23 protein-coding genes, 1 tRNA gene, 1 other RNA gene and 1 pseudogene are annotated in these 24,899 nt (G+C 75.3%); 19 read left to right on the top strand and 7 right to left on the bottom strand.

Annotated elements, in window-relative coordinates; translation table 11 throughout:
* The first annotated feature begins 16 nt into the window (after positions 1-16).
* The 4 genes and pseudogenes from kdpC to BJP59_RS14645 all read left to right on the top strand — a co-directional run bounded on the left by kdpC (position 17) and on the right by BJP59_RS14645 (position 4,479).
* Positions 17-631, top strand: coding sequence for a potassium-transporting ATPase subunit KdpC (gene kdpC / locus BJP59_RS14660; protein ID WP_194227199.1), 615 nt, complete (start codon positions 17-19; stop codon positions 629-631).
* A gap of 2 nt (positions 632-633) precedes the next feature.
* A pseudogene (locus BJP59_RS14655) lies at positions 634-3,146 on the top strand (ATP-binding protein).
* The gene (locus tag BJP59_RS14650) at positions 3,143-3,853 is read left to right on the top strand and encodes a response regulator (protein ID WP_194521282.1); all 711 of its coding nucleotides are present in this window, start codon (positions 3,143-3,145) and stop codon (positions 3,851-3,853) included. The pseudogene BJP59_RS14655 and the gene BJP59_RS14650 overlap by 4 nt, the downstream one beginning before the upstream one ends.
* A gap of 131 nt (positions 3,854-3,984) precedes the next feature.
* A complete protein-coding gene (locus BJP59_RS14645; RefSeq protein ID WP_194521281.1) occupies positions 3,985-4,479 on the top strand; it encodes a hypothetical protein in 495 nt (164 codons plus the stop codon).
* Positions 4,480-4,507: 28 nt separating this feature from the next.
* Here the strand turns inward: BJP59_RS14645 and BJP59_RS14640 are convergent, their stop codons facing one another.
* The 5 genes from BJP59_RS14640 to BJP59_RS14620 all read right to left on the bottom strand — a co-directional run bounded on the left by BJP59_RS14640 (position 4,508) and on the right by BJP59_RS14620 (position 9,071).
* The gene (locus BJP59_RS14640) at positions 4,508-5,335 is read right to left on the bottom strand and encodes a hypothetical protein (RefSeq protein WP_194521280.1); all 828 of its coding nucleotides are present in this window, start codon (positions 5,333-5,335) and stop codon (positions 4,508-4,510) included.
* Positions 5,336-5,399: 64 nt separating this feature from the next.
* On the bottom strand, positions 5,400-7,064 hold the full coding sequence (locus BJP59_RS14635) for an ABC transporter permease (protein WP_228485081.1): 1,665 nt from the start codon (positions 7,062-7,064) through the stop codon (positions 5,400-5,402).
* Positions 7,061-7,996, bottom strand: a complete 936-nt coding sequence (locus tag BJP59_RS14630; RefSeq protein WP_194521279.1) for an ABC transporter ATP-binding protein — start codon at positions 7,994-7,996, stop codon at positions 7,061-7,063. The genes BJP59_RS14635 and BJP59_RS14630 overlap by 4 nt, the downstream gene beginning before the upstream one ends.
* The gene (locus BJP59_RS14625) at positions 7,993-8,694 is read right to left on the bottom strand and encodes a TetR/AcrR family transcriptional regulator (protein ID WP_194521278.1); all 702 of its coding nucleotides are present in this window, start codon (positions 8,692-8,694) and stop codon (positions 7,993-7,995) included. Before BJP59_RS14625 ends, BJP59_RS14630 begins: the two co-directional genes overlap by 4 nt.
* A gap of 291 nt (positions 8,695-8,985) precedes the next feature.
* Positions 8,986-9,071, bottom strand: a tRNA-Ser gene (locus tag BJP59_RS14620).
* Between the two features lie 166 nt (positions 9,072-9,237).
* On the opposite strand from BJP59_RS14620, the gene ffs reads away from it, so the two are divergent.
* The 9 genes from ffs (at position 9,238) to BJP59_RS14575 (ending at position 18,742) form a co-directional block, all read left to right on the top strand.
* Positions 9,238-9,334, top strand: an RNA gene (ffs, locus tag BJP59_RS14615) — signal recognition particle sRNA small type.
* Positions 9,335-9,808: 474 nt separating this feature from the next.
* On the top strand, positions 9,809-10,711 hold the full coding sequence (locus BJP59_RS14610; RefSeq protein WP_074803104.1) for a MetQ/NlpA family ABC transporter substrate-binding protein: 903 nt from the start codon (positions 9,809-9,811) through the stop codon (positions 10,709-10,711).
* A gap of 170 nt (positions 10,712-10,881) precedes the next feature.
* A complete protein-coding gene (locus tag BJP59_RS14605) occupies positions 10,882-12,090 on the top strand; it encodes a methionine ABC transporter ATP-binding protein (protein ID WP_082774752.1) in 1,209 nt (402 codons plus the stop codon).
* A complete protein-coding gene (locus BJP59_RS14600) occupies positions 12,090-12,752 on the top strand; it encodes a methionine ABC transporter permease (RefSeq protein ID WP_021483094.1) in 663 nt (220 codons plus the stop codon). Before BJP59_RS14605 ends, BJP59_RS14600 begins: the two co-directional genes overlap by 1 nt.
* 78 nt (positions 12,753-12,830) lie before the next feature.
* Positions 12,831-15,968: a DNA polymerase III subunit gamma and tau gene (locus BJP59_RS14595; RefSeq protein ID WP_194521276.1), complete on the top strand. Its 3,138-nt coding sequence runs from the start codon at positions 12,831-12,833 to the stop codon at positions 15,966-15,968.
* A gap of 43 nt (positions 15,969-16,011) precedes the next feature.
* A complete protein-coding gene (locus tag BJP59_RS14590) occupies positions 16,012-16,608 on the top strand; it encodes an RNA polymerase sigma factor (RefSeq protein WP_194521275.1) in 597 nt (198 codons plus the stop codon).
* A complete protein-coding gene (locus BJP59_RS14585) occupies positions 16,605-17,471 on the top strand; it encodes a hypothetical protein (RefSeq protein ID WP_163188675.1) in 867 nt (288 codons plus the stop codon). The genes BJP59_RS14590 and BJP59_RS14585 overlap by 4 nt, the downstream gene beginning before the upstream one ends.
* 86 nt (positions 17,472-17,557) lie before the next feature.
* Positions 17,558-18,157, top strand: a complete 600-nt coding sequence (gene recR / locus BJP59_RS14580) for a recombination mediator RecR (protein WP_021483478.1) — start codon at positions 17,558-17,560, stop codon at positions 18,155-18,157.
* A gap of 15 nt (positions 18,158-18,172) precedes the next feature.
* Entirely contained in the window at positions 18,173-18,742 is a 570-nt protein-coding gene (locus tag BJP59_RS14575) for a DUF5063 domain-containing protein (protein WP_043659926.1), read from the top strand.
* 51 nt (positions 18,743-18,793) lie between these two features.
* Here the strand turns inward: BJP59_RS14575 and BJP59_RS14570 are convergent, their stop codons facing one another.
* The gene (locus BJP59_RS14570; RefSeq protein ID WP_194521274.1) at positions 18,794-19,348 is read right to left on the bottom strand and encodes an SRPBCC family protein; all 555 of its coding nucleotides are present in this window, start codon (positions 19,346-19,348) and stop codon (positions 18,794-18,796) included.
* Entirely contained in the window at positions 19,345-19,710 is a 366-nt protein-coding gene (locus tag BJP59_RS14565) for an ArsR/SmtB family transcription factor (protein ID WP_114553842.1), read from the bottom strand. Before BJP59_RS14565 ends, BJP59_RS14570 begins: the two co-directional genes overlap by 4 nt.
* A gap of 112 nt (positions 19,711-19,822) precedes the next feature.
* Here BJP59_RS14565 and BJP59_RS14560 point away from each other — a divergent pair, with 112 nt between their 5' ends.
* From BJP59_RS14560 to BJP59_RS14535, 6 genes are all read left to right on the top strand, one after another.
* Positions 19,823-20,638 carry a TSUP family transporter gene (locus BJP59_RS14560; RefSeq protein WP_194521273.1) on the top strand — a complete coding sequence of 272 codons (816 nt, stop codon included), beginning with the start codon at positions 19,823-19,825 and terminating at the stop codon, positions 20,636-20,638.
* A gap of 94 nt (positions 20,639-20,732) precedes the next feature.
* Positions 20,733-21,263 (top strand): histidine kinase, encoded by a 531-nt coding sequence (locus BJP59_RS14555; protein WP_076404492.1) that lies wholly within the window; start codon positions 20,733-20,735, stop codon positions 21,261-21,263.
* A gap of 117 nt (positions 21,264-21,380) precedes the next feature.
* Positions 21,381-22,178, top strand: a complete 798-nt coding sequence (locus BJP59_RS14550) for a DUF4097 family beta strand repeat-containing protein (protein WP_228485080.1) — start codon at positions 21,381-21,383, stop codon at positions 22,176-22,178.
* Between the two features lie 32 nt (positions 22,179-22,210).
* Positions 22,211-23,047, top strand: a complete 837-nt coding sequence (locus tag BJP59_RS14545) for an ABC transporter ATP-binding protein (protein WP_194521272.1) — start codon at positions 22,211-22,213, stop codon at positions 23,045-23,047.
* Positions 23,044-23,808: an ABC transporter permease gene (locus BJP59_RS14540; RefSeq protein ID WP_114554023.1), complete on the top strand. Its 765-nt coding sequence runs from the start codon at positions 23,044-23,046 to the stop codon at positions 23,806-23,808. Before BJP59_RS14545 ends, BJP59_RS14540 begins: the two co-directional genes overlap by 4 nt.
* 166 nt (positions 23,809-23,974) lie before the next feature.
* Positions 23,975-24,769, top strand: coding sequence for a formate/nitrite transporter family protein (locus BJP59_RS14535; RefSeq protein ID WP_144679939.1), 795 nt, complete (start codon positions 23,975-23,977; stop codon positions 24,767-24,769).
* The last annotated feature ends 130 nt before the right edge of the window (positions 24,770-24,899 follow it).

Raw genomic sequence — 24,899 nt, 5'->3', positions numbered from 1 at the left:
CGACCAGGAGAACCCCATGAACACCACGGCACGCAGCACCGGGCGGGTCGTCTGGGTCGCGACCCGGGCGATGCTCGTCCTCACCCTCCTCCTCGGCGTCGGGTACACGCTCGTCGTCACCGGCGTCGGGCAGCTCGTCCTTCCGGCGCGCGCCGACGGCTCGCTGGTGCACGACGGCGCGGGCCGGGTCGTCGGGTCGGCCCTGCTCGGCCAGGCGTTCACCGACGCCGACGGCGACCCGCTGCCCGAGTACTTCCAGCCCCGGCCGTCGGCCGCGGGCGACGGGTACGACGCCGCGGCGTCGTCGGGCTCGAACCTCGGCCCCGAGAACGCGGACCTCGTCGCCGCGATCACGGAGCGGCGCGCCCAGGTCGCGGAGCTCGAGGGCATCGACCCGGCCGACGTCCCCGTGGACGCGCTCACGGCCTCGGGCTCCGGCCTCGACCCTCACATCAGCCCGGCCTACGCCGCCGTCCAGGTCGACCGCGTCGCGGCGGCGCGCGGTCTGACCACCGCGCAGGTCGAGGAACTCGTCGCGCGGCACACTGGGGGACGTGCGCTGGGGTACCTCGGCGAGCCGACGGTGAACGTGCTCGAGCTCAACGTCGCCCTGGACCGGATCGGAGGCTGAGCATGGCGCGCGGACGGCTGCGGGTCCTCCTCGGCGCGGCGCCCGGCGTCGGGAAGACCTACGCCATGCTCGAGGAGGGCCGCCGTCTGCGCGACGAGGGCAGGGACGTCGTGGTCGCGGTCGTGGAGACCCACGGCCGCGCCGCGACGGCGGCCATGGCGGAGGGCCTCGAGGTGGTGCCGCGCGTCCGCGTGACCCACCGGGGCGTCGAGCTCACGGACCTCGACCTGGACGCCGTCCTCGCGCGGCGCCCGGACGTCGCGCTCGTCGACGAGCTCGCGCACACGAACGCGCCGGGTCTCGACCACGAGAAGCGCTGGCAGGACGTCGACCGGCTGCTCGACGCCGGGATCGACGTCATCTCGACCGTCAACATCCAGCACATCGAGTCGCTCAACGACGTGGTCGAGAAGATCACGGGCGCCGTGCAGCGCGAGACGATCCCCGACGCCGTCCTGCGCGGCGCCGACCAGATCGAGGTCGTCGACCTCGCGCCCCAGGCGCTTCGCGACCGTCTGGCGGGCGGGTACGTGTACCCGGCCGAGCGCGTCGACGCGGCGCTGTCGAACTACTTCCGCCTCGGCAACCTCACCGCGCTGCGCGAGCTCGCGCTGCTCTGGCTCGCCGACGAGGTGGACGCGGCGCTCCAGCTCTACCGGACCGAGCACGGGATCGACAGCACGTGGGAGGCGCGCGAGCGCGTCGTCGTGACGCTCACGGGCGGCCCCGAGGGGGAGACGCTCGTGCGGCGCGGCGCCCGGATCGCCGCGCGGTCGGCGGGCGGCCAGCTCCTCGCGGTGCACGTCACGACGCAGGACGGCCTGCGCGACGCGGCCCCCGGCGCGCTCGCGCACCAGCGCGCGCTCGTCGAGCAGCTCGGCGGGACGTACCACCAGGTCGTGGGCGACGACGTCCCCACCGCGCTCGTCGAGTTCGCCAAGGGCGTCAACGCCACGCAGCTCGTCATCGGGGTCTCGCGCCGGGGCAGGCTCGCGTCGGCCCTCAGCGGCCCCGGCATCGGGGCGACGGTCACGCGCGAGGCGGGCAACATCGACGTCCACATCGTCAACCACGCCGCCGCCGGGGGAGGGGCGCGCCTGCCCCGCTCGGGCGGCGCGCTCACCCTGCGCCGTCGCGTCGCCGGGTTCGTCCTCGCGCTCGTCGGCGGACCGCTGCTCACCTGGCTCCTCGTCACGGCGCGCGACGAGGACACGCTCGTGACCGACGTCCTGGCGTACCAGCTGCTCGTCGTCGTGGTCGCGCTCGTCGGGGGCGTCTGGCCCGCGGTCTACGCCGCGGTCCTGTCGGGCGTCACGCTCGACTACTTCTTCGTCGAACCCCTGCACACGATCACCGTGGGCGAGCGGTTCCACCTCGTGGCCCTCGTCCTGTACGTCGTCATCGCCGTCCTCGTGAGCGTCGTCGTCGACCGCGCGGCGCGCACGACGCGCGCGGCCCGGCGGGCGGCCGCGGAGTCCGAGGTGCTCGCCACGGTCGCGGGCAGCGTCCTGCGCGGGCAGGACGCCGTGCAGGCCCTCGTGAGCCGGGCGCGCGAGGCGTTCGGCATGGTGGGGGCGCGGCTCGTCGTCTCCGGGACGGAGCTCGCGGCCGACGGCGACCCGGGGCCGGGCACGCCCAGCACGACGGTGCGCGTGGACGACCGGGCGGACCTCGAGCTGTTCGGGCCGGACCTCGCCGCGTCCGAGCGGCGCCTGCTCAACGTCATCGCGGTCCAGCTCGAGGCCGCGCTCGAGCACAGCGACCTCGCCGAGGTCGCGAGCGAGATGGACCAGCTCGCCGAGTCCGATCGCGTGCGCAGCGCGCTGCTCTCGGCGCTGAGCCACGACCTGCGCCGCCCGCTGAGCGCCGCGACCGCCGCCGTGAGCGGCCTGCGCTCGACGCGCGGCGCGCTCAGCCCCGCCGACCGGGACGAGCTGCTCGCGACCGCCGACGAGAGCCTCGGCGCGCTCGGCACGCTCATCACCGACCTGCTCGACGTCAGCCGGCTGGAGGCGGGCGTGCTCGGGGTGTCGCGCACCGAGGTCGAGCCGGCCGACGTCGTGCTGCCGGCGCTCGACGAGCTCGGTCTCGGGCCCGCCCAGGTGGAGCTCGACCTCGAGCTCGACGTCCCCGCGGTCGTCGCCGACCCGGTGCTGCTCCAGCGCGTGCTGGTCAACCTGCTCGCCAACGCGACGCGGCACTCGCCGCCGGACGAGCGCGTGCGGATCTCGACGAGCGCGTTCGGGGGGTCGGTCGAGATCCGCGTCGTCGACCACGGCCCGGGCATCCCGCCCGAGCGGCGCGAGGACGTGTTCGTGCCGTTCCAGCGCCTCGGCGACACCGACAACACGACCGGCCTCGGGCTCGGCCTCGCGCTGTCGAAGGGGTTCGTCGAGGGCATGGGCGGCACGCTCACCCCGAGGACACCCCCGGCGGAGGGCTCACCATGGTCGTGGCCCTGCCCGCCGCGGGCCCGACGCCCCACCCCGACGCACCGGAGACCAGCGCGCCATGAAGATCCTCATCGCCGACGACGACCCGCAGATCCTGCGCGCCCTGCGCATCACCCTCACCGCGCAGGGCTACGAGATCATCACGGCGACCTCGGGCTCGCAGGCGATCGCACGCGCGATCGACCACCGGCCCGACGTCCTCATGCTCGACCTCGGCATGCCCGAGCTCGACGGCCTCGACGTGGTCCACGCCGTCCGGGGCTGGTCGGACGCCCCGATCCTCGTGGTGTCCGGGCGCACGGGCGCCGCCGACAAGGTCGAGGCCCTCGACGCGGGCGCCGACGACTACGTCACGAAGCCGTTCTCCATCGAGGAGCTGCTCGCCCGCATCCGCGCGCTCACGCGCCGCGTCGCGCACGAGGACTCCGCGCCGGTCGTCGTGCTGGGCGACGTGACGGTCGACCTGTCGGCCCACAGCGTCGTGCGCGTGCGCGACGGCCAGACCGAGCAGGTGCGGCTCACCCCGACGGAGTGGCAGGTGCTGGAGCGGCTCGTCCGCAACCCGGGCAAGCTCGTCACGCGGCAGACGCTGCTCACGGAGATCTGGGGCTCCCAGCACGTGAGCGACACGGGCTACCTGCGCCTGTACGTCGCGCAGCTCCGCAAGAAGCTCGAGCCGGAGCCGGCGGCCCCGCGCTACCTGCTCACCGAGGCGGGCATGGGCTACCGCTTCGAGCCGGACCCCGGGGCGCCGACCGCGGCGTCCTGAGGGCCGTCCGCGGGCGGCTTCCCGACGGGCGGCGACCACGCCCGTCGGGAGGCCGTGAGGATCCGGGCGCGGGCCGTGTGCGTTCCGTCAGGCCCGGTCTCCGCCCCCGCCGCGCGCGGTAGACCGGAGCCATGACCCTCGTGCACACCGCGTTCTCCGCCCGGCTCGCCGCGCTGCGCGGCGCTCCCTCGTCGGCCTGGCCGGGCGGCACCGTCCTCGCCCCGCACGACGTGCTCGTCGACGGGACGAGCCTCGCCGCCTGCGCCCGGCTGCGCGCGACCCCGACCGTCCACGTGCCCGCGAGCGCCGACCCCGGCCGCGTGGGGCGCCTGTGGGAGGCGTCGCCGCGGTGCGTCGTGCTCGCCGGGGTGGAGGACGTCGTCCCGCGCCTCGGCGGCCACCACCGGCAGCTGTGGCTCGACGCCGACCTCGACGCGTGCGGCGCGGCGGTCGAGGAGGCCCGGCTCGTCGGCCGCGTCTCGGCGGCACCCCTGCGCCGCTTCACCGTGCACCCCGCCCCCGGTCGCGCCGGGGGCGTGGCGCGGCTCCCCGAGGACCTGCGGCGCGGTGACGTCGTCGCGGTCCCGTGCCCCGGCGTCGTCCACGAGCGCGAGCTCCGGCGCTGAGCGGGAGCCGCGGGCCGTGAGGGGACCGCTACGGCGTCACGGGGACCGCGGCGTCGTCGACGAGGCGCGCGAGCTCGCGCACGACCGCACCCGGCAGGGCCGGAGGGAAGAGCAGCGCGCGCTGCCGCTCGCCCGCCCGCCAGCCGTCGCACGCGAGCGCCGCGAGCACGAGCGACGACGGCGCGCCCTCCTCCCGCCACGCGCGCAGCACGTCCGCGTGGACCGTGTGCTGGCCCTCGGGCACGTCGTCGCGCGCCACCCCACCGAGGGCGTAGAGGCGCAGGAGCGCCGCCGCCTTGCGCGAGTCGTCGAGCGCCGCGACCGACGCCGCGACCGCGGCGCGCGACGGGTCGAGCCGCAGCGGCGAGAGGTCGTCGAACCCGGACTGCACGACCTCGATCGCGACGTCGTCGACCAGCGTCTCCGCGTCCCCGAACATCGACCGCAGGGTCGACTCGCTGCGGTCGCACCGCCGCGCGACCGCGGCGAAGGTGACGTTCTCGACCCCTTCCTCGAGCGCGACCCGCAGCACCGCGTCCACGAGCGGGCGCTCGTCGTCGCGGAACGGGTCCTCGTCGAGCTCGACGTCGCGGAACACGACGGCGCGCGCGGGCGGCCGGACGTCGGCGTACCGGGAGAGGTCGTCGACCAGCTCGTCCCACTCCGTCTCGGTGAACCGGTACGCGTCCTGGTACAGGCCCAGCCACGTGCCCTCGAGCGCGAGGGCCGCGACCCACGTGCGCGGCTCGCGCGCTCCGGCACCCTCGGTCGGCTCCCGCGTGGGGATCGCGTCGACCCACTCGTGCAGGGTGGCCCTGGCCGAGCGCGTCGCGTCGCTCCGGTCGGGCGTGGACATGACCGTCACCTCCGTGGTCGGAAAAGGTGGATCGAGCCTAGCCGGAGCCCACGACGGCCACGCGTCAGGGGCGCGGGACGTCGCGGCGGCGGAAGCCCGCGAGGCCCAGCGCGACGAGCACGACGGCGAGGAGCGTGAGCCACAGGAAGGGCCACGGCTCGGCGTCGGCCCCGGGGAGCTGGGGCACGTGCCAGAAGGGCGAGAGCCCGCTCGCCCACGACGGGAGGTCGAGCAGGGCGCCGAACATCGTCACGACGAACGAGTAGGCGAGGAGCGCCCACGCGAGCGCCGCGAGGCCAGGGCGCGACCCGAACGCCGCCACCCCGACCCCCGCGACGACCGCGACCGCGGGCAGGTACGCGAACGACGCGGCGAGGTGGTCCCCGAGGCCGAACGCGTCCTCCCCGACGCTCAGGGCGCCGAGCCACAGCCCGACGGCGCTCACGGCCAGCAGCACGCACGTCCCGACCAGCGTCACGACGAGCTGGCCCGCGAGCCACCGCACGCGCCCGACGCCTGTCGCGAGCACCGGCTCGAGCCGCCCCGCGGTCTCCTCGCCCCGCGCGCGCTGGGCCGAGGCGACGGCGAACCCGCCTGCGCCGAGCCCGAGGAAGAGCGCCATGACGGCGACGAAGCCGGCCACGAGGTCGGACGCGTCGCCGATCATCTGGGCGACCTCGGGGTTGGTCGCGACCATGTCGCCCACCGAGTCGACGAACGTCCCGCACGCGAGCGCCGTGACGCCGACCCCGATCGCCCACGCGAGCACGGACGCGCGCTGCTGACGCCACGCGAGGGCGAGCGGGCTCGCGAGCCAGCGGGCGGCGTCGGGCCGGCCCGCGCGGGGCGGCACGAGCCCGGCGCCGAGGTCGCGCCGGGCGGCGAGCGCCGCGCCCAGGGCGAGGAGCAGCACCACGAGCGCGACGGAGAGGCCGAGGGGCCACCAGCGCAGGTCGACGAACGCCCGGATCTGCTGCGCCCACCCGATGGGGGAGAGCCACGAGACCCAGCTCCCGTGCTCCTCCTGCACGTCGCCGACGGCGCGGAGCAGGAACGCGACGCCGAGCACGGCGAGCGCGAGCCCGCTCGCGCCGCGCGCGTGCTCGGTGACCTGGCTCGTCACGACGGCGACGGCGGCGAACACGAGGCCCGTGACCCCGACGGCGGCGCCGAGCGCGAGGGAGTCCACGGCGTCGAGCCCGGTCGCGACGAGCACGACGCCGGTCGCGAGCGCGATGGCCGCGTTCGCGACGACCGCCGCGACGAACGCCGCGGTCGCGGGTGCGTGCCGCCCCACGACGCCCGCCCGGACGAGCTCGGCCCGGCCGGTCTCCTCCTCGGCGCGCGTGTGCCGCACGACGAGGAAGATGCTCATGATCGCGACGGCGACCATGACGGTGAGCGCCATCTCGTTGGCGATCATCGCGCCGAGCGTGTAGTCCTCGATGCCGTACTGCGGCCCGGACAGCATGATCCCGGCCGGGCTCGAGACGAGCGCCGCGCGCGCCTGGCGGTCGGCGGCCGTCGGGTAGAGCGTGTCGAGGGCGACGGCCGCGTACCCGAAGAGGAGCGCGACGGACGCCGTCCACACGGGGATACGGACCCGGTCGCGGCGCAGGACGAAGCGCAGCAGGGTGAGCCAGCCCGTCGCCGCGCGGCCCGGGCGGGGAGGCTCGGGAGCGACGGCGGCGCCTCGGCCGCGGGGCGGTGCCGCGGTGGGGGCGCTCACAGCGCACCGGCCCCGTCGAGCTGGGCGAGCTCGTCGCCGTAGTGGCGCAGGAACAGCTCCTCGAGCGACGGCGGGGTGACCGTGACGGACCGCAGCCCGAGGTCGGTGAGCGCGCGCAGCACGGGCTGCACGTGGTCGTTGTCGACGTCGAACCGGGCTCGGGTCCCGTCGGCGCCGGGCTCGACGAGGAGGTCGTGCACGCCGTCGAGCGCGTCGAGGGCGGCGGGGTCGCGGTCGGTCACCGCGGTGACCGACGACCGCGTGAGGTGCCGCAGCTCGGCGAGCGTGCCGGACTGGACCGTGCGGCCGGCGCGGATGATCGTCACGGTGTCGCACAGCTTCTCGACCTCCGCGAGGATGTGGCTCGAGAGCAGCACCGACCGGCCCTCCGCCGTGACCTCGCGCACGCACTGCGTGAACACCGACTCCATGAGGGGGTCGAGGCCCGACGTCGGCTCGTCGAGCACGAGCAGCTCGACGTCGGACGCGAACGCCGCGACGAGCGCGACCTTCTGCCGGTTCCCCTTGGAGTACGTGCGCGCGTTCTTCGACGGGTCGAGCTCGAAGCGTTCGAGCAGGAGCGCCTTGCGGCGCGGGTCGACGCGCCCGCGCAGCCGGGTGAGCAGGTCGATCGCCTCGCCGCCGGTGAGGTTCGGCCACAGGCTCACGTCGCCCGGCACGTACGCGAGGCGGCGGTGCAGGTCGACGGCGTCGCGCCACGGGTCCCCGCCGAGCAGCCGGGTGGTCCCCGAGTCGGCGCGCAGCAGCCCGAGCAGCACCCGGATCGTGGTCGACTTGCCGGCGCCGTTCGGTCCGAGGAACCCGGCGACCTCGCCCGCGCGGACGGTCAGGTCGAGGCCGTCGAGCGCCTGCACGTGGCCGAACGCCTTGCGCAGGTCGTGCACCTCGACGGCGGGGGTCGTGCTCGTCATCGCGTCTCCTCCTGGTGGGTGGTGTGCCGGACGTACGCGTCGAGCAGCGTCGGCTCGACGAAGAGCCCCTCGGTGAAGACCTCGAGCGCGGGCAGCATCACGCGCTCGACGTACTCGCGGAGGTCGGTCTCGGGGTCGCGCGGCTCGGTCCGCTCGCGCAGCGCGCCGTCGACGAGGAGCGAGCCGAGGGAGAGCGAGACGAGGTACCGCGCGCGGGCCGGCTCGTCGCGGCTCGGGCGGATCACCCCGGCGGCGACGCCGTCCTCCATGTACTCGAGCGTGACCTGCGTGAGGTGCTCGACGAACGACCGCGCGAGGTCGCCGCCCGCCTGGAGGCTGCGCAGCGTGTACTCGAACACGGGCGCGTAGTCCTCGATCCCGGCGAGCTGCGTGAACAGCGCCATGGGCCCGGCCGCCGGGTCCTGCGGCGAGATCGCGTCGGTCTTCGCGGCGCGGACGGCGTCGAACACGTACGCGTCGCAGGCCCGGCGCAGCCCGTCCTTGGAGCCGAAGTGGTGCACGACGAGCGCCGCGCTCACGCCCGCGTCCGCCGCGATGGTGCGCAGCGGCGCGCCGAACCCGTCGCGCGCGAACCGCGAGATCGCGGCGTCCCGTATGCGGGCGCGGGTCGTGAGGTCGTCGGTGCCCGACGGCGCGGGCGTGGCCCGACCGGCCCGCGGTGGCTGCTCTGAACGCATGTTCAATAGACTAAACACGCGTTCAACGGCTGTCTAGGGGTCCAGGGGGCTCCCAGGGTGGGTGGATGTGGCGAAGATCCGGGACTCCGGGGCTCTCCACCCCTGCCGTTCCGGGCCGGACACCCGTAGGCTGGGGGGAGCCGTCGGCGGCACCGCCGGCGCCACGTCCCGGCGCGTCGGACCGTCGGGACGTCGAGAGGCCCGTCGCACCTGTGCGACGGGCCTTTTCGGTGTGCGCCCGCACCCCGACGACGAAGGGCCCGCCGCGAGTGCGGCGGGCCCTTCGGTCTGCGGAGGATGGGGGATTCGAACCCCCGAGGGCTGTTAACCCAACACGCTTTCCAAGCGTGCGCCATAGGCCACTAGGCGAATCCTCCTGGCGACGGTCGGCGACGCACGGATGCGCACCGACAGCAGCGCAACGAGGATACCGGACGGCGGCGCCCCGGCCGAATCGCCTCCGGGGAGCCTGTGCTGGGGCGGGCGTTGCGGTGCGCGGCGGAGCGGGTTTCGAGCGCGGCGCCGACCTGGGCTAGGGTGGGTGCAGACCCCTCGTGCGGCATCATCTCGCCGAACTCCCCCAGGGCCGGAAGGCAGCAAGGGTAGGTGAGCTCTGGTGGGTGTGCGAGGGGTCCTTTGCGTCCCCGGACCGCCCGCTCCGCCGTCGGGCCGCGCTGTCGGCGACCACGTGGCATTCGCCCCTTTCCTCCCGGTCGAGGGGCTTCCGTTCCCGACATGCGGCCACTTTCCGGTCCACATCGTGGACTTTCGCGGTCGGAGATTGGCGTGCGGGCCGCCGTCGTGCCCATGATGTCGGCATGACCCGCCAGCACGTCGTGACCACGACCCCGCGCGCAGCAGCCTGCGCCGGCTCGTCGTGCTGTCGCCGCGTGCGCACCGGGCGAATGTGCGGCTGCTGACGCCGTCGTGACCCGCAGGGAGACCTGCGCCGCACCCGCCGCGTCGTCCTCGACGACGACCGGCCCCCGCTCGCCGCGTGGCTGATGGCCCGCCGGAAGCACCCCGAACCCCACCGCCTCGCAGGGACCCCCTGCACCCCCGGCCGTGCCGGTCGCCACCCGTGACCGCGCCGCCGTCATCGGAAGGAACCCCCATGTCGTTCTCCACCACCCGCAAGCGTCTGACCTGGACCGCGATCGCCGCGACGGCCGCCCTGACCCTCACCGCGTGCGGTGGCGGCGACTCCTCGGGCGGCGCCTCCGGCGAGAGCGGCGACGAGGGCCCGATCCGCGTCGGCGTCGTCGGCGCGTCCGACGACAAGTGGGCCGTCTTCCAGGAGCAGGCCGAGGCCGAGGGCATCGACGTCGAGCTCGTCGACCTCCAGGACTACACGCAGGCCAACCCCGCGCTGTCCCAGGGCGAGCTCGACGTGAACCAGTTCCAGCACCTGCAGTTCCTCGCGGGCTACAACGTGGACGCGAACGACGACCTGCAGCCCATCGGCGCGACCGCCGTCTACCCGCTCGGCCTGTACTCGACGAAGCACACGTCGCTCGAGCAGATCCCCGACGGCGGCCAGGTCGCCGTGCCCAACGACCCGACGAACCTCGCCCGCGCGCTCCTCGTGCTGCAGGAGGCCGGCCTCGTCGAGCTCAAGGACGGCGGGAGCTCCATCTCCACCGAGGCCGACGTGCTGCCCAGCTCGAAGGTGACCGTCACGCCCGTCGACGCCGCGCAGACCCCGATCCAGCTCCAGTCGGTCGACGCGTCGATCATCAACAACGACTTCGTCGAGGACGCGGGCCTCTCGCCCGACGAGGCCCTCTTCCAGGACGACCCCGACTCCGACGCCGCGAAGCCCTACATCAACGTGTGGGTCGCGCGCGCCGAGGACAAGGACGACGAGACGCTGCTCAAGCTCGCCGAGCTCTCGCACTCGCCGGAGGTCGTCGAGGCCGAGAAGAAGGCGTCGGGCGGCACCGCCGTCATCAAGGAGAACTCCCCGGCGGAGCTCCAGGAGATCCTCGCGGGCATCGAGGCCGACATCCGCGGCTGACCCCGGCACGTCCCGGGCGACGGGAGGGCGGGCGCGCACGACGCGCCCGCCCTCGCGCGCCGTCGTGCCGGGGAGAGACGATGGCAGGCGGACGGCTCGCCCGACGGCGGGCCCCCGACCGCGCCAGGCGGCCCGGCCCTCGGCCCGGCCTCCGACGAGAGGATTCCGACGTGACCGACGTCCCCCGCGACCCGGGTGGTGACGAGCAGCCCGCGATCGAGCTGCGCCACGTGAGCAAGACCTTCGGCGAGGGCGACGGTGCCGTGCACGCGGTCGACGACGTCTCGCTGTCCATCCGCCGCGGCGAGATCTTCGGCGTCATCGGCTACTCCGGCGCCGGGAAGTCGACGCTCGTGCGGCTCGTCAACGCGCTGGAGACGGTGACGAGCGGCGAGGTCGTCGTCGACGGGCAGGTCATCACGGGCCTGTCCGAGCGCCGCGTGCGCGAGGTGCGCTCGCGCATCGGGATGGTGTTCCAGCAGTTCAACCTGCTGTCGTCCCGCACCGTCGCGGGGAACGTGGCCTACCCGCTCAAGGTGGCGGGCTGGTCGCGCGAGAAGCGCGCGGCGCGCGTCGCCGAGCTCCTCGCGTTCGTCGGGCTCGCCGACAAGGCGAAGGCGTACCCGCGCCAGCTCTCGGGCGGGCAGAAGCAGCGCGTCGGGATCGCCCGCGCGCTCGCGGCGCAGCCCACGATCCTCCTCGCCGACGAGGCGACCTCCGCGCTCGACCCCGAGACGACCCGCGAGGTCCTCGCGCTCCTGCGGCGCGTCAACGCCGAGCTCGGCATCACCATCGTCGTCATCACGCACGAGATGGAGGTCGTGCGCTCGACGTGCCACCGCGTCGCCGTGATGGAGCACGGGCGGGTCGTCGAGACGGGCGACGTGTACGACGTCTTCTCCGCGCCCCGCGCCGACGCCGCGCAGCGGTTCGTCGGCACCGCGCTGCACGACCGGCCGTCGCGCGAGACGCTCGCCCGCCTGCGCGAGCGCCACCCGGGCCGGCTCGTGACGGTCGGCGTGCGCGAGGGCGCGAGCACCGGGACGGACCTGTTCCGCCTGCTGCGCGAGCACGACGTCGACGGGTCCGTCGTCTACGGCGGCATCTCCGAGGTGGGGGAGCGGCCGTTCGGGTCGCTCACCGTCGAGCTCGACGCGCCCGAGGACCGCATCGCGCCGTTCCTCCTCGCGCTGGGCGAGCGCGCCGACGTCGTCGACCTCGGGACGGCGGAGCACCCGCTCGACGACCCGCGCGTCGCGCGCCTCGCCGCGGCTCCGGCCGACGAGGACGCCCCCGACCCGACCGACGACGACCCGGGCGACCCGTACGGTCTCGCCCGCGACACCCTCTTCCGCCACGGCAACCTCGGAGGCCGCTGATGAACCGCGACTGGTCCCAGCTGTGGCCGATCCTCGTCGAGTCGTTCGGCCAGACGCTCCAGATGGTGTCAGTCGCCCTGCTCACGGGCGGCGTCGCGGGCCTCGCGCTCGGCATCGCGCTCTACGTGACGCGGCGCGGCAACCTGCTCGCCAACCGCTGGGTGTTCGGCGTGCTCAACGTGCTCGTCAACATCGTGCGGCCGATCCCGTTCATCATCTTCGTCACGCTGCTCGGGCCGGTGACGCTCCAGGTGGTCGGGACGACGCTCGGCACGGAGGCGTTCATCTTCCCGCTGTCGGTGATGACGGCGTTCGGCACGAGCCGCATCGTCGAGCAGAACCTCGTGGGCATCGACCCGGGCGTGATCGAGGCGGCGCGCGCCATGGGCGCGTCGTCGTGGCGCATCATCACGACGGTGCTCGTGCCCGAGGCGCTCGCGCCGCTCATCCTCGGCTACACGTTCCTCTTCATCGCGGTGCTCGACATGTCGGCGATCGCCGGCATCATCGGCGGCGGCGGGCTGGGGAACTTCGCGATCGTCTACGGCTACCAGCGCTACAACTGGGGGGTCGTGGTCGTGACGGTGCTCGTCATCATCGCGATCGTGCAGGTCGCGCAGCTGCTGGGCAACTGGCTCGCGCGCAAGGCGCTGCACCGCTGACGCGGCCGGGCCGGGACCGGCGGGACCGACGGCGGAGCGACCTCGTGCGTGTGGGTCGCGACGTCTAGAGTGACCGGGGTGAGCACCGCCCTGTACCGCCGCTACCGGCCCGAGACCTTCGCCGAGGTGATCGGTCAGGACCACGTGACCGCACCGCTCATGCAGGCGTTGCGCAGCGGTCGGGTGAACCACGCCTACCTGTTCTCCGGGCCCCGAGGGTGCGGCAAGACGACGAGCGCGCGCATCCTCGCGCGCACGCTCAACTGCGAGCGCAACACCCCCGAGAGCCCGCTCGACACGCCGTGCGGGCAGTGCCCGTCGTGCGTCGAGCTCGCGCGCGGCGGCCCGGGCAGCCTCGACGTGGTCGAGATCGACGCGGCGTCGCACAACGGCGTGGACGACGCGCGCGAGCTGCGCGAGCGCGCGGCGTTCGCTCCCGCGCGCGACCGGTACAAGATCTTCATCCTCGACGAGGCGCACATGGTGACGCCGCAGGGCTTCAACGCCCTGCTCAAGCTCGTCGAGGAGCCGCCGGAGCACGTGAAGTTCGTGTTCGCGACGACGGAGCCGGACAAGGTCATCGGCACCATCCGCTCCCGCACGCACCACTACCCCTTCCGCCTGGTTCCGCCGGACGTGCTCGGCCCCTACCTCGAGGAGCTGTGCGCGGCCGAGGGCGTGTCGATCGGCAGCGGCGTGGTCCCGCTCGTCACGCGCGCGGGCGGCGGCTCGGTCCGTGACTCGCTGTCCGTCATGGACCAGCTCATCGCGGGTGCCGAGGACGGCGCCGTCGAGTACGAGCGCGCGGTCGCGCTCCTCGGCTTCACCCACGCGACCCTGCTCGACGACGTCGTGGACGCGCTCGCCGCGCGCGACGGCGCGAGCATCTTCCGGGTCGTGGACCACGTCATCGCGACGGGGCACGAGCCGCGGCGCTTCGTCGAGGACGTGCTGGAGCGCCTGCGCGACCTCATCGTCATCGCGGTGTCGGGCGACGAGGCGCAGGCCGTCCTGCGCGACCAGCCCGCCGACCAGCTCGACCGCATGCGCACGCAGGCGCAGCATCTCGGGGTGGCCGAGCTGTCCCGGGCCGCCGACCTCGTCAACGCCGCGCTCACCGAGATGACGGGCGCGACGTCGCCCCGCCTGCACCTCGAGCTCCTCATGGCCCGCCTGCTCCTTCCCGGGGCGGACGACGGCGCGGCCGGGTTCGCGGCGCGCCTCGACCGGCTCGAGCGCGGAGGCCTGGGCAACGTCGTGGTCCCCCCGGCCGCGGGGACGCCCGCCCCGGGCGACGCCGCCGCGGCCACCGCGACGGCCCCGGCTGCTGCTCCGGCCGGCGCGCCCTCCTCGGGCCTCACCGGTGCCGCTGCCGTCCGCGCGGCGCTCCGGCCCGCGCGACCGGGCCAGCCCGCCGCGGCACCGGCGAGCGCGCCGGCCCCGCAGGACCCGACACCGGTCGGGCGCGTCGCGGCTCCCGCCGCGCCGGAGCAGGAGCGCCCGTCCAGCGACGTCTCCGCGTCGCCCGCTGCCGCGTCGCGCGCGGCCGACGGCGCGGGGTCGTCGGCGGTCGACAGCGCCGTGTCGGCCGTCGGGTCGTCCGCTCCCACGCACTCGTCCGCGCGGGGCGAGGAGACCGCGCCTGCCGAGGCGTCCGCCCCCGAGCGGACCGGACCCGTGTCCGGTGCGGCGAGCGCCCCGCCCCGCACCGCGTCCGACGCGACGTCGGGCACCGAGTCCGGCACGACGTCCGTCGCGGAGTCCGAGGCCCCGGACGACGGCGCCCGCGAGACCGCTGCCTCTGCTGCCTCGGCGGATGCTCCCTCCCACGCCCCCGAGGCACGGCACCCCGAGGCATCGCGCCCGGAGACGTCGCGCCCGGAGGCGTCACGCGAGGAGGCGCCGCGCGAGGAGACCCCGCGGCCGTCGACGCCGCGCGAGGCGGCTCCCCGGCAGGAGGCGGCTGCGTCGTCTGCTCCGGCGGCGGGTGGCGCGAGCCCTGCCCTGACGACGGAGGAGCTGCGCCGGCGCTGGCCGGAGGTCCTCGAGAACCTGCGTGCGAGCCCCGTGACGTGGTCGCTGGTGAGCGCCAACGCGCAGGTCGCGGAGCTCGGCGCCGACGTGCTCTACCTCGCCTTCCCCTCGCCCGGGCTGGCCCGGACGTTCTCGTCGTCCCGGCACACGAGCGCGGTCCAGGACGTCGTCTACCAGACGCTCGGGCTCCAGGTCCGCGTCGAGCCGCGCCTCGACGAGGGCGGCCCGGCGGGCGGTGGCTCGGCGCCGTCGTCCGGCCCTGCGCCGGTTCCGCCCGCGCCGTCCGCCGGCCCCGCGCCGTCGGGCCCTGCGTCGCCCGTCGCCACGTCGTCCGCCCCGACGGCAGCGGCTCCCGCCGCGTCCGGCCCCGCGGGGTCCGCCTCGGCGAGCGCCGGGGCTGCCGCCCTCCACGGCTCGGGCGGCGCGCAGTCAGGAGTCCCGGTCTCGACCGTCGCGGCGCCGAGCGCGCCCGGCGCCGCCCGCTCCGCGAGCACCTCCCGCCCGGCGAGCGAGGCCGCGGAGGCGCACGAGACCCCGCGCGCCTCCGTCGCGCTCCAGGAACGACCGAGCACCGAGACCGCACCCGCCGCGCCGCCGGCCGGCTCGACCGTGGTGGACGCCGCCGACGAGGCCTGGCTCGCCGGGGCGTCAGTCCCGGCGTCCGCGCCGGCGCCCGCACCGCGCGCGGACAGCGCGGACGAGGCGTGGCTCGCGGGGCTGCCCCCGGAGCCGCCCGCCGACCTCGACGACGGCCCCGAGCCGGAGCCCGTGCTCGAACCGGCCCCGCCGACCACCCCGACCCCCACGCAGGACCCCGCCCGCACCGCGCCGTCCGCCGCCACCGCGCCGACGGCGCCCGGACGGCCGTCCGCGGCGTCGCCCGCGGCCTCGTCGCAGGGGGCGCCCGCCCGCGCGGCGGCCCCCGCCGCACCGGCGTCCGCAGGCACGTCGGCCGCACCGTTGCGCGGCGTCTCCGCCGCTCGCGCGGCGATCGCGGCGGCCCGCGTCCCGCGGCCCGCTGAGGAACCCGCCCGGCGGGGCGAACCGTCCACGGCCGACCCCATGGACGACCTCCCGTCCGCCGACGACCCCGACATCGTCTCGACGGGCCTCGTCGGGACCGCGCTCGTGGTGAGCCTGCTCGACGGCAAGATCATCGAGGAGATCCAGGACCAGGGCTGACGCCCCTCGAAACAGCGGGCCGGCTGCCGGACACGTACGAGGTATGAGCCCACCTCCCGTGGCGGACCGTGAGGAACGGTTCCGCGACCTCTACCGAGACACGTACGCCGACGTGCTGCGCTTCGTGCGGCGACGCACTGACGACGACCACGCCGAGGATGTCGTCCACGAGGCGTTCGTCGTCGCGTGGCGGCGGATGCGCGACCTCCCACCGACCCGGGACGCGCAACGGGCGTGGCTGTTCGGGGTCGCGCGCGGCTGCCTCCTCAACGACCGGCGGGCGAGCACGCGACGCGGTGCGCTCGGTGTCCGGCTCGCCGCGCAGCCCGAGCCGATGCTCCCGACCCCCGACGAGCAGACCGCCGCGCGCTCCGACCTCGCCGCGGCGTGGCGCCGGCTCACCCCGGAGCAGCAGGAGGTGCTGTCGCTGCTCCTCTGGGAGGACCTGCCGTCCGCTGACGCCGGACGCGTCCTCGGCATCTCGGCGGTCGCCTACCGGCTCCGCCTGCACCGCGCTCGCACGGCGCTCCGCCGGCTGCTCGCCCTCGACGAGGGAACCGGCGCGGACGGCGAGGACCACCGGCCCGCCGCCCTCCCGACCCCATCCCTCGACGTCACCGCCCAGGAGGCGCTCCGATGACGCACGACGACCTGACCATGCTCCGCGGGCTCGATCACGCCCCCGCGTCCGACCTCTCCGCCGCCGAGGCCGCGCGAGCGGCGCAGGGCCTCGACCGCATCCTCGCCGGCGAGGAGCCGGGCACGACGGGCGCGCTCGCCGTCGGGCACCTCGCCGTGCAGGCCCGGCGCCGCGCGGCCCGCCGGATCGGCATCCCGGTGGCCGTGGCCGCCGCCGCGGCGGCGGCGTTCGCGCTCCCGTTCGTCGGTCCGGCACCGCACGCGCTCGCGTCGTGGACGCCCGAGCCGGACGCCCTCTCCTCGCAGGACCTCGCCGTGCTCGACGCGGCGTGCCAGGCGCGGCTGGGCTCCGAGCGGGCGGTGACCGTCGACGACGTGGTGCTCGCGGAGCGTCGCGGCTCGTGGGCGGCCGTGATGTACCTCCACGACGACGCGCAGGGGCAGACGCTGCAGTCGTCGTGCGTCGGCTACCTGCCCCCGGGCGCGGACGAGGCGGAGGACGTCTCCGCCGGGTCCGCGGGCGGTGGCGACCTCGTCCCCTCCGCCCGGGGCGTCGCGGAGGGCGCGATGTTCCAGTCGGGCGGCAAGGCCTACCCGTGGAGCCGCGAGCGTCCCGTCCTGTCGATGACGGGTGGCCGTGCCGGCGCCGACGTCGTGGCGCTCACGCTCCGGCTCGCGGACGGGACCGCCGTCGAGACGACGCTCGAGGACGGCCGCTTCGTGGCCTGGTGGCCCGGGCCGATCTTCGACCCGGAGACGGTGGACGGTCCCGACGGCGAGGGCGGCCCGCTGCCGACCCTCGCTTACGAGGCGACGTACACGGACGGCACCACGCGGACCGTGACGCCCGAGCTCCCGGACTGACCCCGGTGCCCGGGCACGGACCCGGCCTGTCCGCGACGGCGGCGGGCCGGGTCCGCCGTGCGGGCCGCGCCCCGTAGGCTGGGGGCGTGTACGAAGGCGCTGTCCAGGACCTGATCGACGAGCTCGGCCGACTCCCCGGCGTCGGGCCCAAGAGCGCGCAGCGCATCGCGTTCCACCTGCTCGCCGCCGACGCGGTGGACGTGCGCCGGCTCGCCGACGCGCTCACCGAGGTGAAGGCGCGCGTCCGCTTCTGCGAGACGTGCGGCAACGTCGCGGAGTCGGAGCAGTGCCGCATCTGCGCGGACCCGCGCCGCTCGCCCGAGGTGATCTGCGTCGTCGAGGAGCCCAAGGACGTCGTCGCGATCGAGCGCACGCGCGAGTTCCGCGGCCGGTACCACGTGCTCGGCGGCGCCATCAACCCGATCGAGAACGTCGGGCCGGGCGACCTGCGGATCGCGGAGCTCATGAGCCGTCTCGCGGACGGTCAGGTGACCGAGGTGATCCTCGCGACCGACCCGAACGTCGAGGGCGAGGCCACCGCGACCTACCTCGCGCGCATGCTCGGCCCCATGGGCCTGCGCGTGACCCGCCTCGCGTCGGGGCTCCCGGTCGGTGGAGACTTGGAGTACGCGGACGAGGTGACGCTCGGCCGGGCGTTCGAGGGCCGCCGCCTCGTCGGCGGCTGACGGGAGGTGACGAGCATGGGGGAGATCCACAACGACCCCGACCTGCGGGAGATCGCCGAGGGCATGGCGGAGCAGGCCCGCGCCTACCTCACCACGACGACGCAGGTCGCGTCCGGCGCGGCTCCCGGCGCGGTGCTGCCGCTCCTGCTCCTCGCGCTGTCCGACGCGCTCGCTGCGGGCGCCCGCCTGGGGGCCGTGGGCGACGTCGTGCCGGTCGAGCGCTTCGAGCCCGACGCCGGCCGCGACACGGACGTGGACCCGCTGCGGACGGCGCTCGCGCGGCTCTTCGACGGGTTCGACGACTACGCCGAGATCACCGACCCGCTCGTCGGCGCCGAGGTCGGTGCGGCGTCGCTCTCGGGCGACCTCGCGTGCGTGGCCGAGTGCCTCGCGAAGGGCCTGCAGCACTACGACGGCGGCCGCGAGCTCGAGGGCCTGTGGTGGTGGCAGTTCTCCTACGTCTCGCTGTGGGGGGAGCGCGCCGCGAGCGCGCTGCGCGTCCTGCAGCTCGCGCTCGCGCACCTGCGTCTCGACGTCGAGGACGACGTCGCGACCGAGGCGGAGTACGACGCCCTCCAGTCCTGAGCCGTCACTCCCGGCTCCTGGGGTGCCCTCGGCGCCGCGGGCGTCCCACGGTCAGACGGCGTCGGCCGCCCGGCCGTAGTGGTCCGCCAGCCCGGCGAGGTACGGCTCCCACGGCACGGTGGCGGCGTCGCGCCCCTCGCGGACGGCGACGAGCCGGTCGAGGTAGTACTCCCACCCGGGCCCGATGTTCCGGGCGTCGTCGCCGGGGCCGAGGAGCTGCCGGAAGGTCAGCGTCGTGACGCCGTCCTGCTCGCTGAGCTCGAAGGACAGGTGCCACGTCTGGTCGCCCGAGGACGTCACCCCGGCGAAGCGGTGCGGCGGCTCGCACCGGGTGATGCGGTACTCCTCGGGATCGGGGTCGTCGCTCTCGGCCGTCATGAAGAACTCGACGCGGCCGGTCGCGGGGTCGCCCTCCCAGTAGCCGATCCACCGCGCGAGCCGGTCGGGCTCCGTGAGGCTCGCCCACACGTCGTCGGCCGCCGCGGGGAACGTCCGCGTGACGACGAGCTCGTCGCCCGCGGGCCCGCGCTCCACCGTCCCGCCGGGTGTCGGCAGACCGGGTGCCGCCGGGACGGGCGCTGTCGAAGGGGTCGTCGGGTCGCTCATGCGCTCTCCTCGTGCCGGGTCGTGCCGCGCCCGGCACGACGTTCTCGGGTCGTGCGGCGGACCTCGAGGTCGAGGCCGTCGAGCGCCCGCGCCGGGACGGGCGGGGCGGGTCTGGTGAGCGCCGCGACGAACGCGGCGAGGGGGTCGAGCGCGGCGGGCCGCAGCGAGTAGACGCGACGGCGTCCCGCGACGACGGCCTCCACGAGCCCCGCCTCGCGCAGCACGCGCAGGTGGCGGCTCACGGCCGGGCGGGAGACGTCGTCGCGCACGCGCGCGAGGTCGCCCGCGCTGAGCGACCCCGCCCGCAGCGCGCGGAGCAGGTCGCGGCGCACGTCGTCGGCGACGGCCTCGAACACGTCCATGCGCCAAGCGTAACCGTGCGGTTACGCATAGGGAAGGGCGCGGCGTCCTCCACGCCGCGAACCGGCCGTGGACCCGGTCCGGGCGCGCCCCGTGGGCGTGGTACCACTGGGGGTGCTTCCCGCCCTCTCCCTCCCGGTCTCCGGCGGGCTCGAGATCGACGGCGTGACCGTCCTCCTGCTCGTCCTCGCCGCGCTCACGGCGGGGTGGATCGACGCCGTCGTCGGCGGGGGCGGCCTCGTCCAGCTCCCGGCGCTGCTCCTCGTCCCGGGCATCAGCCCCGTGCAGGCGCTCGCGACGAACAAGCTCGCGAGCATCATGGGGACGTCGGTGAGCGCCGCGACGTACTACCGGCGCGTCGGGCCAGACCTGCGCACCGCCGGGCCCATGGCGCTCGCGGCGCTCGTGGGCGCCGTCGGGGGAGCGGCGCTCGCGGCGCGCATCCCGGCCGACCTGTTCAAGCCGATCATCCTCGTGGTGCTCGTCGGCGTCGCGGCCTACACGATCGCGAAGCCGAAGCTCGGGCACACCACGAACCTGCGCTGGGAGGGCAACGGCCACCGCTGGGCCGCGGCCGGGATCGGCCTCGTCATCGGCACCTACGACGGCCTGCTCGGCCCGGGCACGGGGACGTTCTTCGTCATCGCGCTCGTGAGCATCCTCGGGTACGCGTTCCTGCCGGCGTCGGCGCTCGCGAAGATCGCGAACTTCGCCACGAACGCCGGCGCGCTGATCTTCTTCGTGCCGTACGGCGCGGTGCTGTGGGGGCTGGGCCTCGTCATGGGCGCGGCCAACCTGCTCGGGGCGTACGTGGGCGCCCGGATGGCGGTCGCCAAGGGCAGCGCGTTCGTGCGCGTGGTGTTCGTGGTCGTCGTCGGCGCGCTCATCGTCAAGCTCGGGTACGACGTCGTCCACGACCTCACGGCCTGAGATCCCGGCGTCTCGAGGCGGGTGTCACCCGTGGTGTCATCGTGTTGTCATTCAGGGGTTGCGGTGACACCACAAATGGTGCCATGATGGCGTCATGGACCTCACCCCGTATGTCGACGACCTCCAGGACCGCCTCGCCGCTGCTGCGGACGCCGCCGGTGACGACGGCCGTCGGCTCGCCGAGCGCCTGACCGCTCCGCTGGACGCGGCCGTGCGTCTCGTCCTCCTCGACGCGCTCTCCGCCGCGGCGGGGGAGATCTCCGCGGAGCTCGCCCCCGGGTCGGTGGACGTGCGGCTGCGCGGCGGTGCCCCCGAGTTCGTGGTCGCCGTCCCCGCCGTCGCGCCCGCCCCGACCGAGGCGCTCGTCCCGGCGAGCACCCCGGCCGCGCCGGCCGGCCCCGCGCCGGCCGACGTGGAGGCGGGGGCCACGACCCGCACGACCCTGCGCCTGCCCGACCACCTCAAGACGCAGGCCGAGACCGCCGCCGCGCGCGACGGCGTCTCCGTCAACACGTGGCTCGTGCGCGCGGTCGCCGCGGCGCTCGAGCAGTCCACCGGACGCCCTGCCGCGCAGGCCCGCCCGCAGCAGCGCGGCTCCGCCCGCGTCACCGGCTGGGTGCGCTGACCGCCTCGGTCCCCGCCCCCGCCTCCTCCGACCGCACCTGACACCACCACGACACCACTCCTGGAGCTTCGTCATGCCCACTTTCCCCGCCCCCAGCCCCTGCCCGTCGTCGTCGACGTGCCGTTCGCCCAGCTGCACGTGGTCGCCGGGGACCGCGACGACGTCGTCGTCACGGTCCTGCCGACCGACCCTGCGAAGTCCGGCAGCGTCCGCGCCGCCGAGGCGGTCCGCGTCGACGGTGACGGCAGCGCCCTGACGATCTCCTACCCCGGGTCGTGGAAGCAGTACGTGCTGCCGTTCGCGTCCGGCACCGCCGACATCACCGTCGAGCTGCCCGCAGGCTCCGACGTGCGCGGCAAGGCGGGCTCGCTCTACGCCGAGGGCAGGCTCGGCACCGTCGAGATGGCGCTCTCCGCCGGGGACGCCCGCGTCGAGGACGTCGACCGGCTCGACGTCAAGGCCTCGGCGGGCTCCGTGGCGGCACGCCGCGTGCGGGGCTCGCTGGACGCCCGCGTCAGCGCCGGGTCGGTCCGCGTCGAGGAGGTCCGTGGCGAGGGCACCATCAAGGCGACCAACGGCACGACGACGGTGGGTGCCGTCACCGGCTCGCTCGCCGTGCACGGCGCGCACGGCGACATCGCGGTGGCGCGCGTGAGCGGCGCGCTCACGGCCAAGTCCGCGCACGCCGGCATCCGGGTCGAGCGCCTGGACTCCGGGAGCGTCACCCTCGCGACGTCGTACGGCTCGATCGAGGTGGGCGTGCCCGAGGGCACCGCCGCGTTCCTCGACGCGAGCTCCGAGCACGGCAGCGTGCGCAACCACCTCACGCCCACGGAGGGCCCCGTCGAGGACGAGGCCACCGCGGAGATCCACGCCAGCACCGGGTTCGGCGACGTCGTCGTCCGCCGGCCCTGAACCCACCAGAACCCAGGATCGGAGATCCGCAGATGTCTGCTGACCAGACCCTCGCCCCGGCCGTCCGGGTGCGAGGCATCGAGAAGTCGTACGGCGACCTGCGCGTGCTGCGCGGTGTCGACCTCGAGGTGGCGCGCGGGAGCATCGTCGCGCTGCTCGGGTCCAACGGTGCGGGCAAGACGACGCTCGTGCGGATCCTGTCCACCCTGCTCGCGCCGGACGCGGGGACCGCGACCGTCGACGGGCACGACGTCGTCGCCCGGCCCGGGCAGGTGCGCGAGTCCATCTCGCTGACGGGGCAGTTCGCCGCGGTCGACGAGGTGCTCACCGGGCGGGAGAACCTCGTGCTCGTCGCGCGACTGCGGCACCTGGCCGACCCGGGCCGCGTCGCGGACGACCTCCTTGCCCGGTTCGCCCTGACCGACGCCGGGGCCCGCCGCGCCGGGACCTACTCGGGCGGGATGCGGCGTCGGCTGGACATCGCCATGAGCCTGGTCGGCGACCCGTCCGTCATCTTCCTCGACGAGCCGACGACGGGCCTCGACCCGCAGGCCCGCAGCGAGGTCTGGGCCACGGTGCGCGAGCTGGCCCGGGGCGGCACCACGGTGCTGCTCACCACCCAGTACCTCGACGAGGCCGAGCAGCTCGCCGACCGGATCGCGATACTGCACCGGGGGACGATCATCCAGAACGGCACCCTGGCCGAGCTCAAGGCCCTGCTGCCCCCGGCGACCGTCGAGTACGTCGAGAAGCAGCCCTCCCTCGAGGACGTGTTCCTCGCGCTCGTCGGCGACGCCGGCGACAGCGCCCCCACCGCGGACCGGACGAGCGTCGACGGCGCCCGCCCGGCAGGAGAGGAAGCCCGATGACCACCCACGCCCTGGCCGACACCCGAGCCCTCACGGGCCGCTCGCTGCGCCACGTCCTGCGCAGCCCCGACACGATCATCACGACCGCCGTGACCCCGATCGCGCTCATGCTCCTGTTCGTCTACGTGCTCGGCGGCGCGATCGACACCGGCAGCGGCGGGTCGTACGTCGACTACCTGCTGCCCGGCATCCTGCTCATCACCGTCGCGTCGGGCGTCGCGTACACGTCCTACCGGCTGTTCCTGGACCTCCAGGGCGGCATCGTCGAGCGCTTCCGGTCGATGCCCGTCGCCCGGTCCAGCGTCCTGTGGGCGCACGTGCTCACCTCGCTCGTGGCCAACCTCGTCTCCGTGACGCTCGTCGTCGGGGTCGCGCTCCTCCTGGGGTTCCGCACGAGCGCGTCGGTGGGATCGTGGCTGGCCGTGCTCGGCATCCTCGTCCTGTTCGTCCTCGCGCTCACCTGGCTCGCGGTCGTCGCCGGGCTGTCGGCCAAGACGGTCGACGGCGCGTCCGCCTTCAGCTACCCGCTGATCTTCCTGCCGTTCATCAGCTCGGCGTTCGTCCCGACGGACAGCATGCCGGGGCCGGTCGCGTGGTTCGCCGAGAACCAGCCCGTCACCGCGATCGTCGACACCCTGCGGTCCCTCTTCGCCGGCCAGCCCGTCGGGAGCGACATCTGGGTCGCGCTCGGGTGGCTCGTGGGAATCCTCGTCCTCGCCTACGCGTGGGCGACGGCGATCTACCGGCGCCGCGTCGGCTGACGACCGCCGGGGACCGACGCCCGAGGGGCCGCGAGCGGGAGACCGCGCGCGGCCCCTCGGGCGTTCCCGCACCGTGCGGCCCGGAGCCGGCGGGCGGACCTTCGGCCCCGCGCCGTCGCGACCACCGGCCCTGTCCGAGACGCCGCCCGGCGGCGAGGATCGAGGCGTGCAGACCCTCGCCCAGGCGGTGACCACCCAGTCGGAGGCGGCCCGGGAGAAGGTGCTCCTCGCCAGACGCCCCGGGCGCTACCTCGTCGCGGCGATGCTCGCGGGCGCGTACATCGGCGTCGGCGTCGTGCTCATGGTCGCGACGGCGGGACCGTTCCTCGCCGCCGGGGCGCCGGGCGAGCGGCTCGTCGCCGGCGGCGTGTTCGCCGCGGCGCTCACCCTCGTCGTCTTCGCCGGGGCCGAGCTCGCCACGTCCGCGATGATGGTCCTCACCCAGGGCGTCGCGACGCGCGCCGTCCGGGTGCGCGACGCCGTCGTCACGCTGGGCCTGTGCCTCGTCGGCAACCTGGCCGGGTCGATGCTCTTCGCCTGGGCCGTCACGCAGGCGGGGGTGCTGCGCTCCAACGCGGCGGCGGGCGAGATGGTCGCCTCGATGCTGCGGGCCAAGGCGCACGAGACCGGGGGAGAGCTGTTCTTCCGCGGCGTGCTCTGCAACGTCCTCGTGTGCGCCGCGATCTGGGCCTGCGGGCGCCTGCGCTCGGAGGCGGGCAAGGCGGTCATCCTGTTCTGGGGGATCCTCGCGTTCATCGCGTCCGGGTTCGAGCACGTCGTCGCCAACATGACGACGTTCTCCCTCGGGCTCTTCGGTGACCTCGGCCCGACGACGTGGGCCGACTTCGGCCGCAACCTCACCTGGGTGGGCCTCGGCAACCTCGTCGGCGGGGCCGTCGTCGTCGGGCTGGCGTACGTCGTCGTGGCCGGTCCGCGGGCGCGCGTGCTGCCCGAGGTGTGACCCCGGCGTCGGTCGCCACGGTCCGCAGGGCGGGACGGGCTTGGCCGGGGCGTGGGACGCGTGCCTATCATCGACCGACCCACAAGCACCCGGCGGGCCGTTGAGAGAGACGGAGGCCGGCGACAGATGG

Origin of the sequence: Cellulosimicrobium sp. JZ28 (assembly GCF_015327065.1) — a bacterium.
Lineage (GTDB): Bacteria > Actinomycetota > Actinomycetes > Actinomycetales > Cellulomonadaceae > Cellulosimicrobium > Cellulosimicrobium funkei.
This window is presented reverse-complemented; position numbering and strand designations above follow the sequence as displayed.

Excerpts from the sequence above, each read along its gene's own strand:
- kdpC (WP_194227199.1), top strand. The coding sequence starts at position 17 with ATGAACACCACGGCACGCAGCACCGGGCGGGTCGTCTGGGTCGCGACC.
- BJP59_RS14650 (WP_194521282.1), top strand. The coding sequence starts at position 3,143 with ATGAAGATCCTCATCGCCGACGACGACCCGCAGATCCTGCGCGCCCTG.
- BJP59_RS14645 (WP_194521281.1), top strand. The coding sequence starts at position 3,985 with ATGACCCTCGTGCACACCGCGTTCTCCGCCCGGCTCGCCGCGCTGCGC.
- BJP59_RS14640 (WP_194521280.1), bottom strand. The coding sequence starts at position 5,335 with ATGTCCACGCCCGACCGGAGCGACGCGACGCGCTCGGCCAGGGCCACC.
- BJP59_RS14630 (WP_194521279.1), bottom strand. The coding sequence starts at position 7,996 with ATGACGAGCACGACCCCCGCCGTCGAGGTGCACGACCTGCGCAAGGCG.
- BJP59_RS14625 (WP_194521278.1), bottom strand. The coding sequence starts at position 8,694 with ATGCGTTCAGAGCAGCCACCGCGGGCCGGTCGGGCCACGCCCGCGCCG.
- BJP59_RS14610 (WP_074803104.1), top strand. The coding sequence starts at position 9,809 with ATGTCGTTCTCCACCACCCGCAAGCGTCTGACCTGGACCGCGATCGCC.
- BJP59_RS14600 (WP_021483094.1), top strand. The coding sequence starts at position 12,090 with ATGAACCGCGACTGGTCCCAGCTGTGGCCGATCCTCGTCGAGTCGTTC.
- BJP59_RS14590 (WP_194521275.1), top strand. The coding sequence starts at position 16,012 with ATGAGCCCACCTCCCGTGGCGGACCGTGAGGAACGGTTCCGCGACCTC.
- BJP59_RS14585 (WP_163188675.1), top strand. The coding sequence starts at position 16,605 with ATGACGCACGACGACCTGACCATGCTCCGCGGGCTCGATCACGCCCCC.
- BJP59_RS14575 (WP_043659926.1), top strand. The coding sequence starts at position 18,173 with ATGGGGGAGATCCACAACGACCCCGACCTGCGGGAGATCGCCGAGGGC.
- BJP59_RS14570 (WP_194521274.1), bottom strand. The coding sequence starts at position 19,348 with ATGAGCGACCCGACGACCCCTTCGACAGCGCCCGTCCCGGCGGCACCC.
- BJP59_RS14565 (WP_114553842.1), bottom strand. The coding sequence starts at position 19,710 with ATGGACGTGTTCGAGGCCGTCGCCGACGACGTGCGCCGCGACCTGCTC.
- BJP59_RS14555 (WP_076404492.1), top strand. The coding sequence starts at position 20,733 with ATGGACCTCACCCCGTATGTCGACGACCTCCAGGACCGCCTCGCCGCT.
- BJP59_RS14545 (WP_194521272.1), top strand. The coding sequence starts at position 22,211 with ATGTCTGCTGACCAGACCCTCGCCCCGGCCGTCCGGGTGCGAGGCATC.
- BJP59_RS14540 (WP_114554023.1), top strand. The coding sequence starts at position 23,044 with ATGACCACCCACGCCCTGGCCGACACCCGAGCCCTCACGGGCCGCTCG.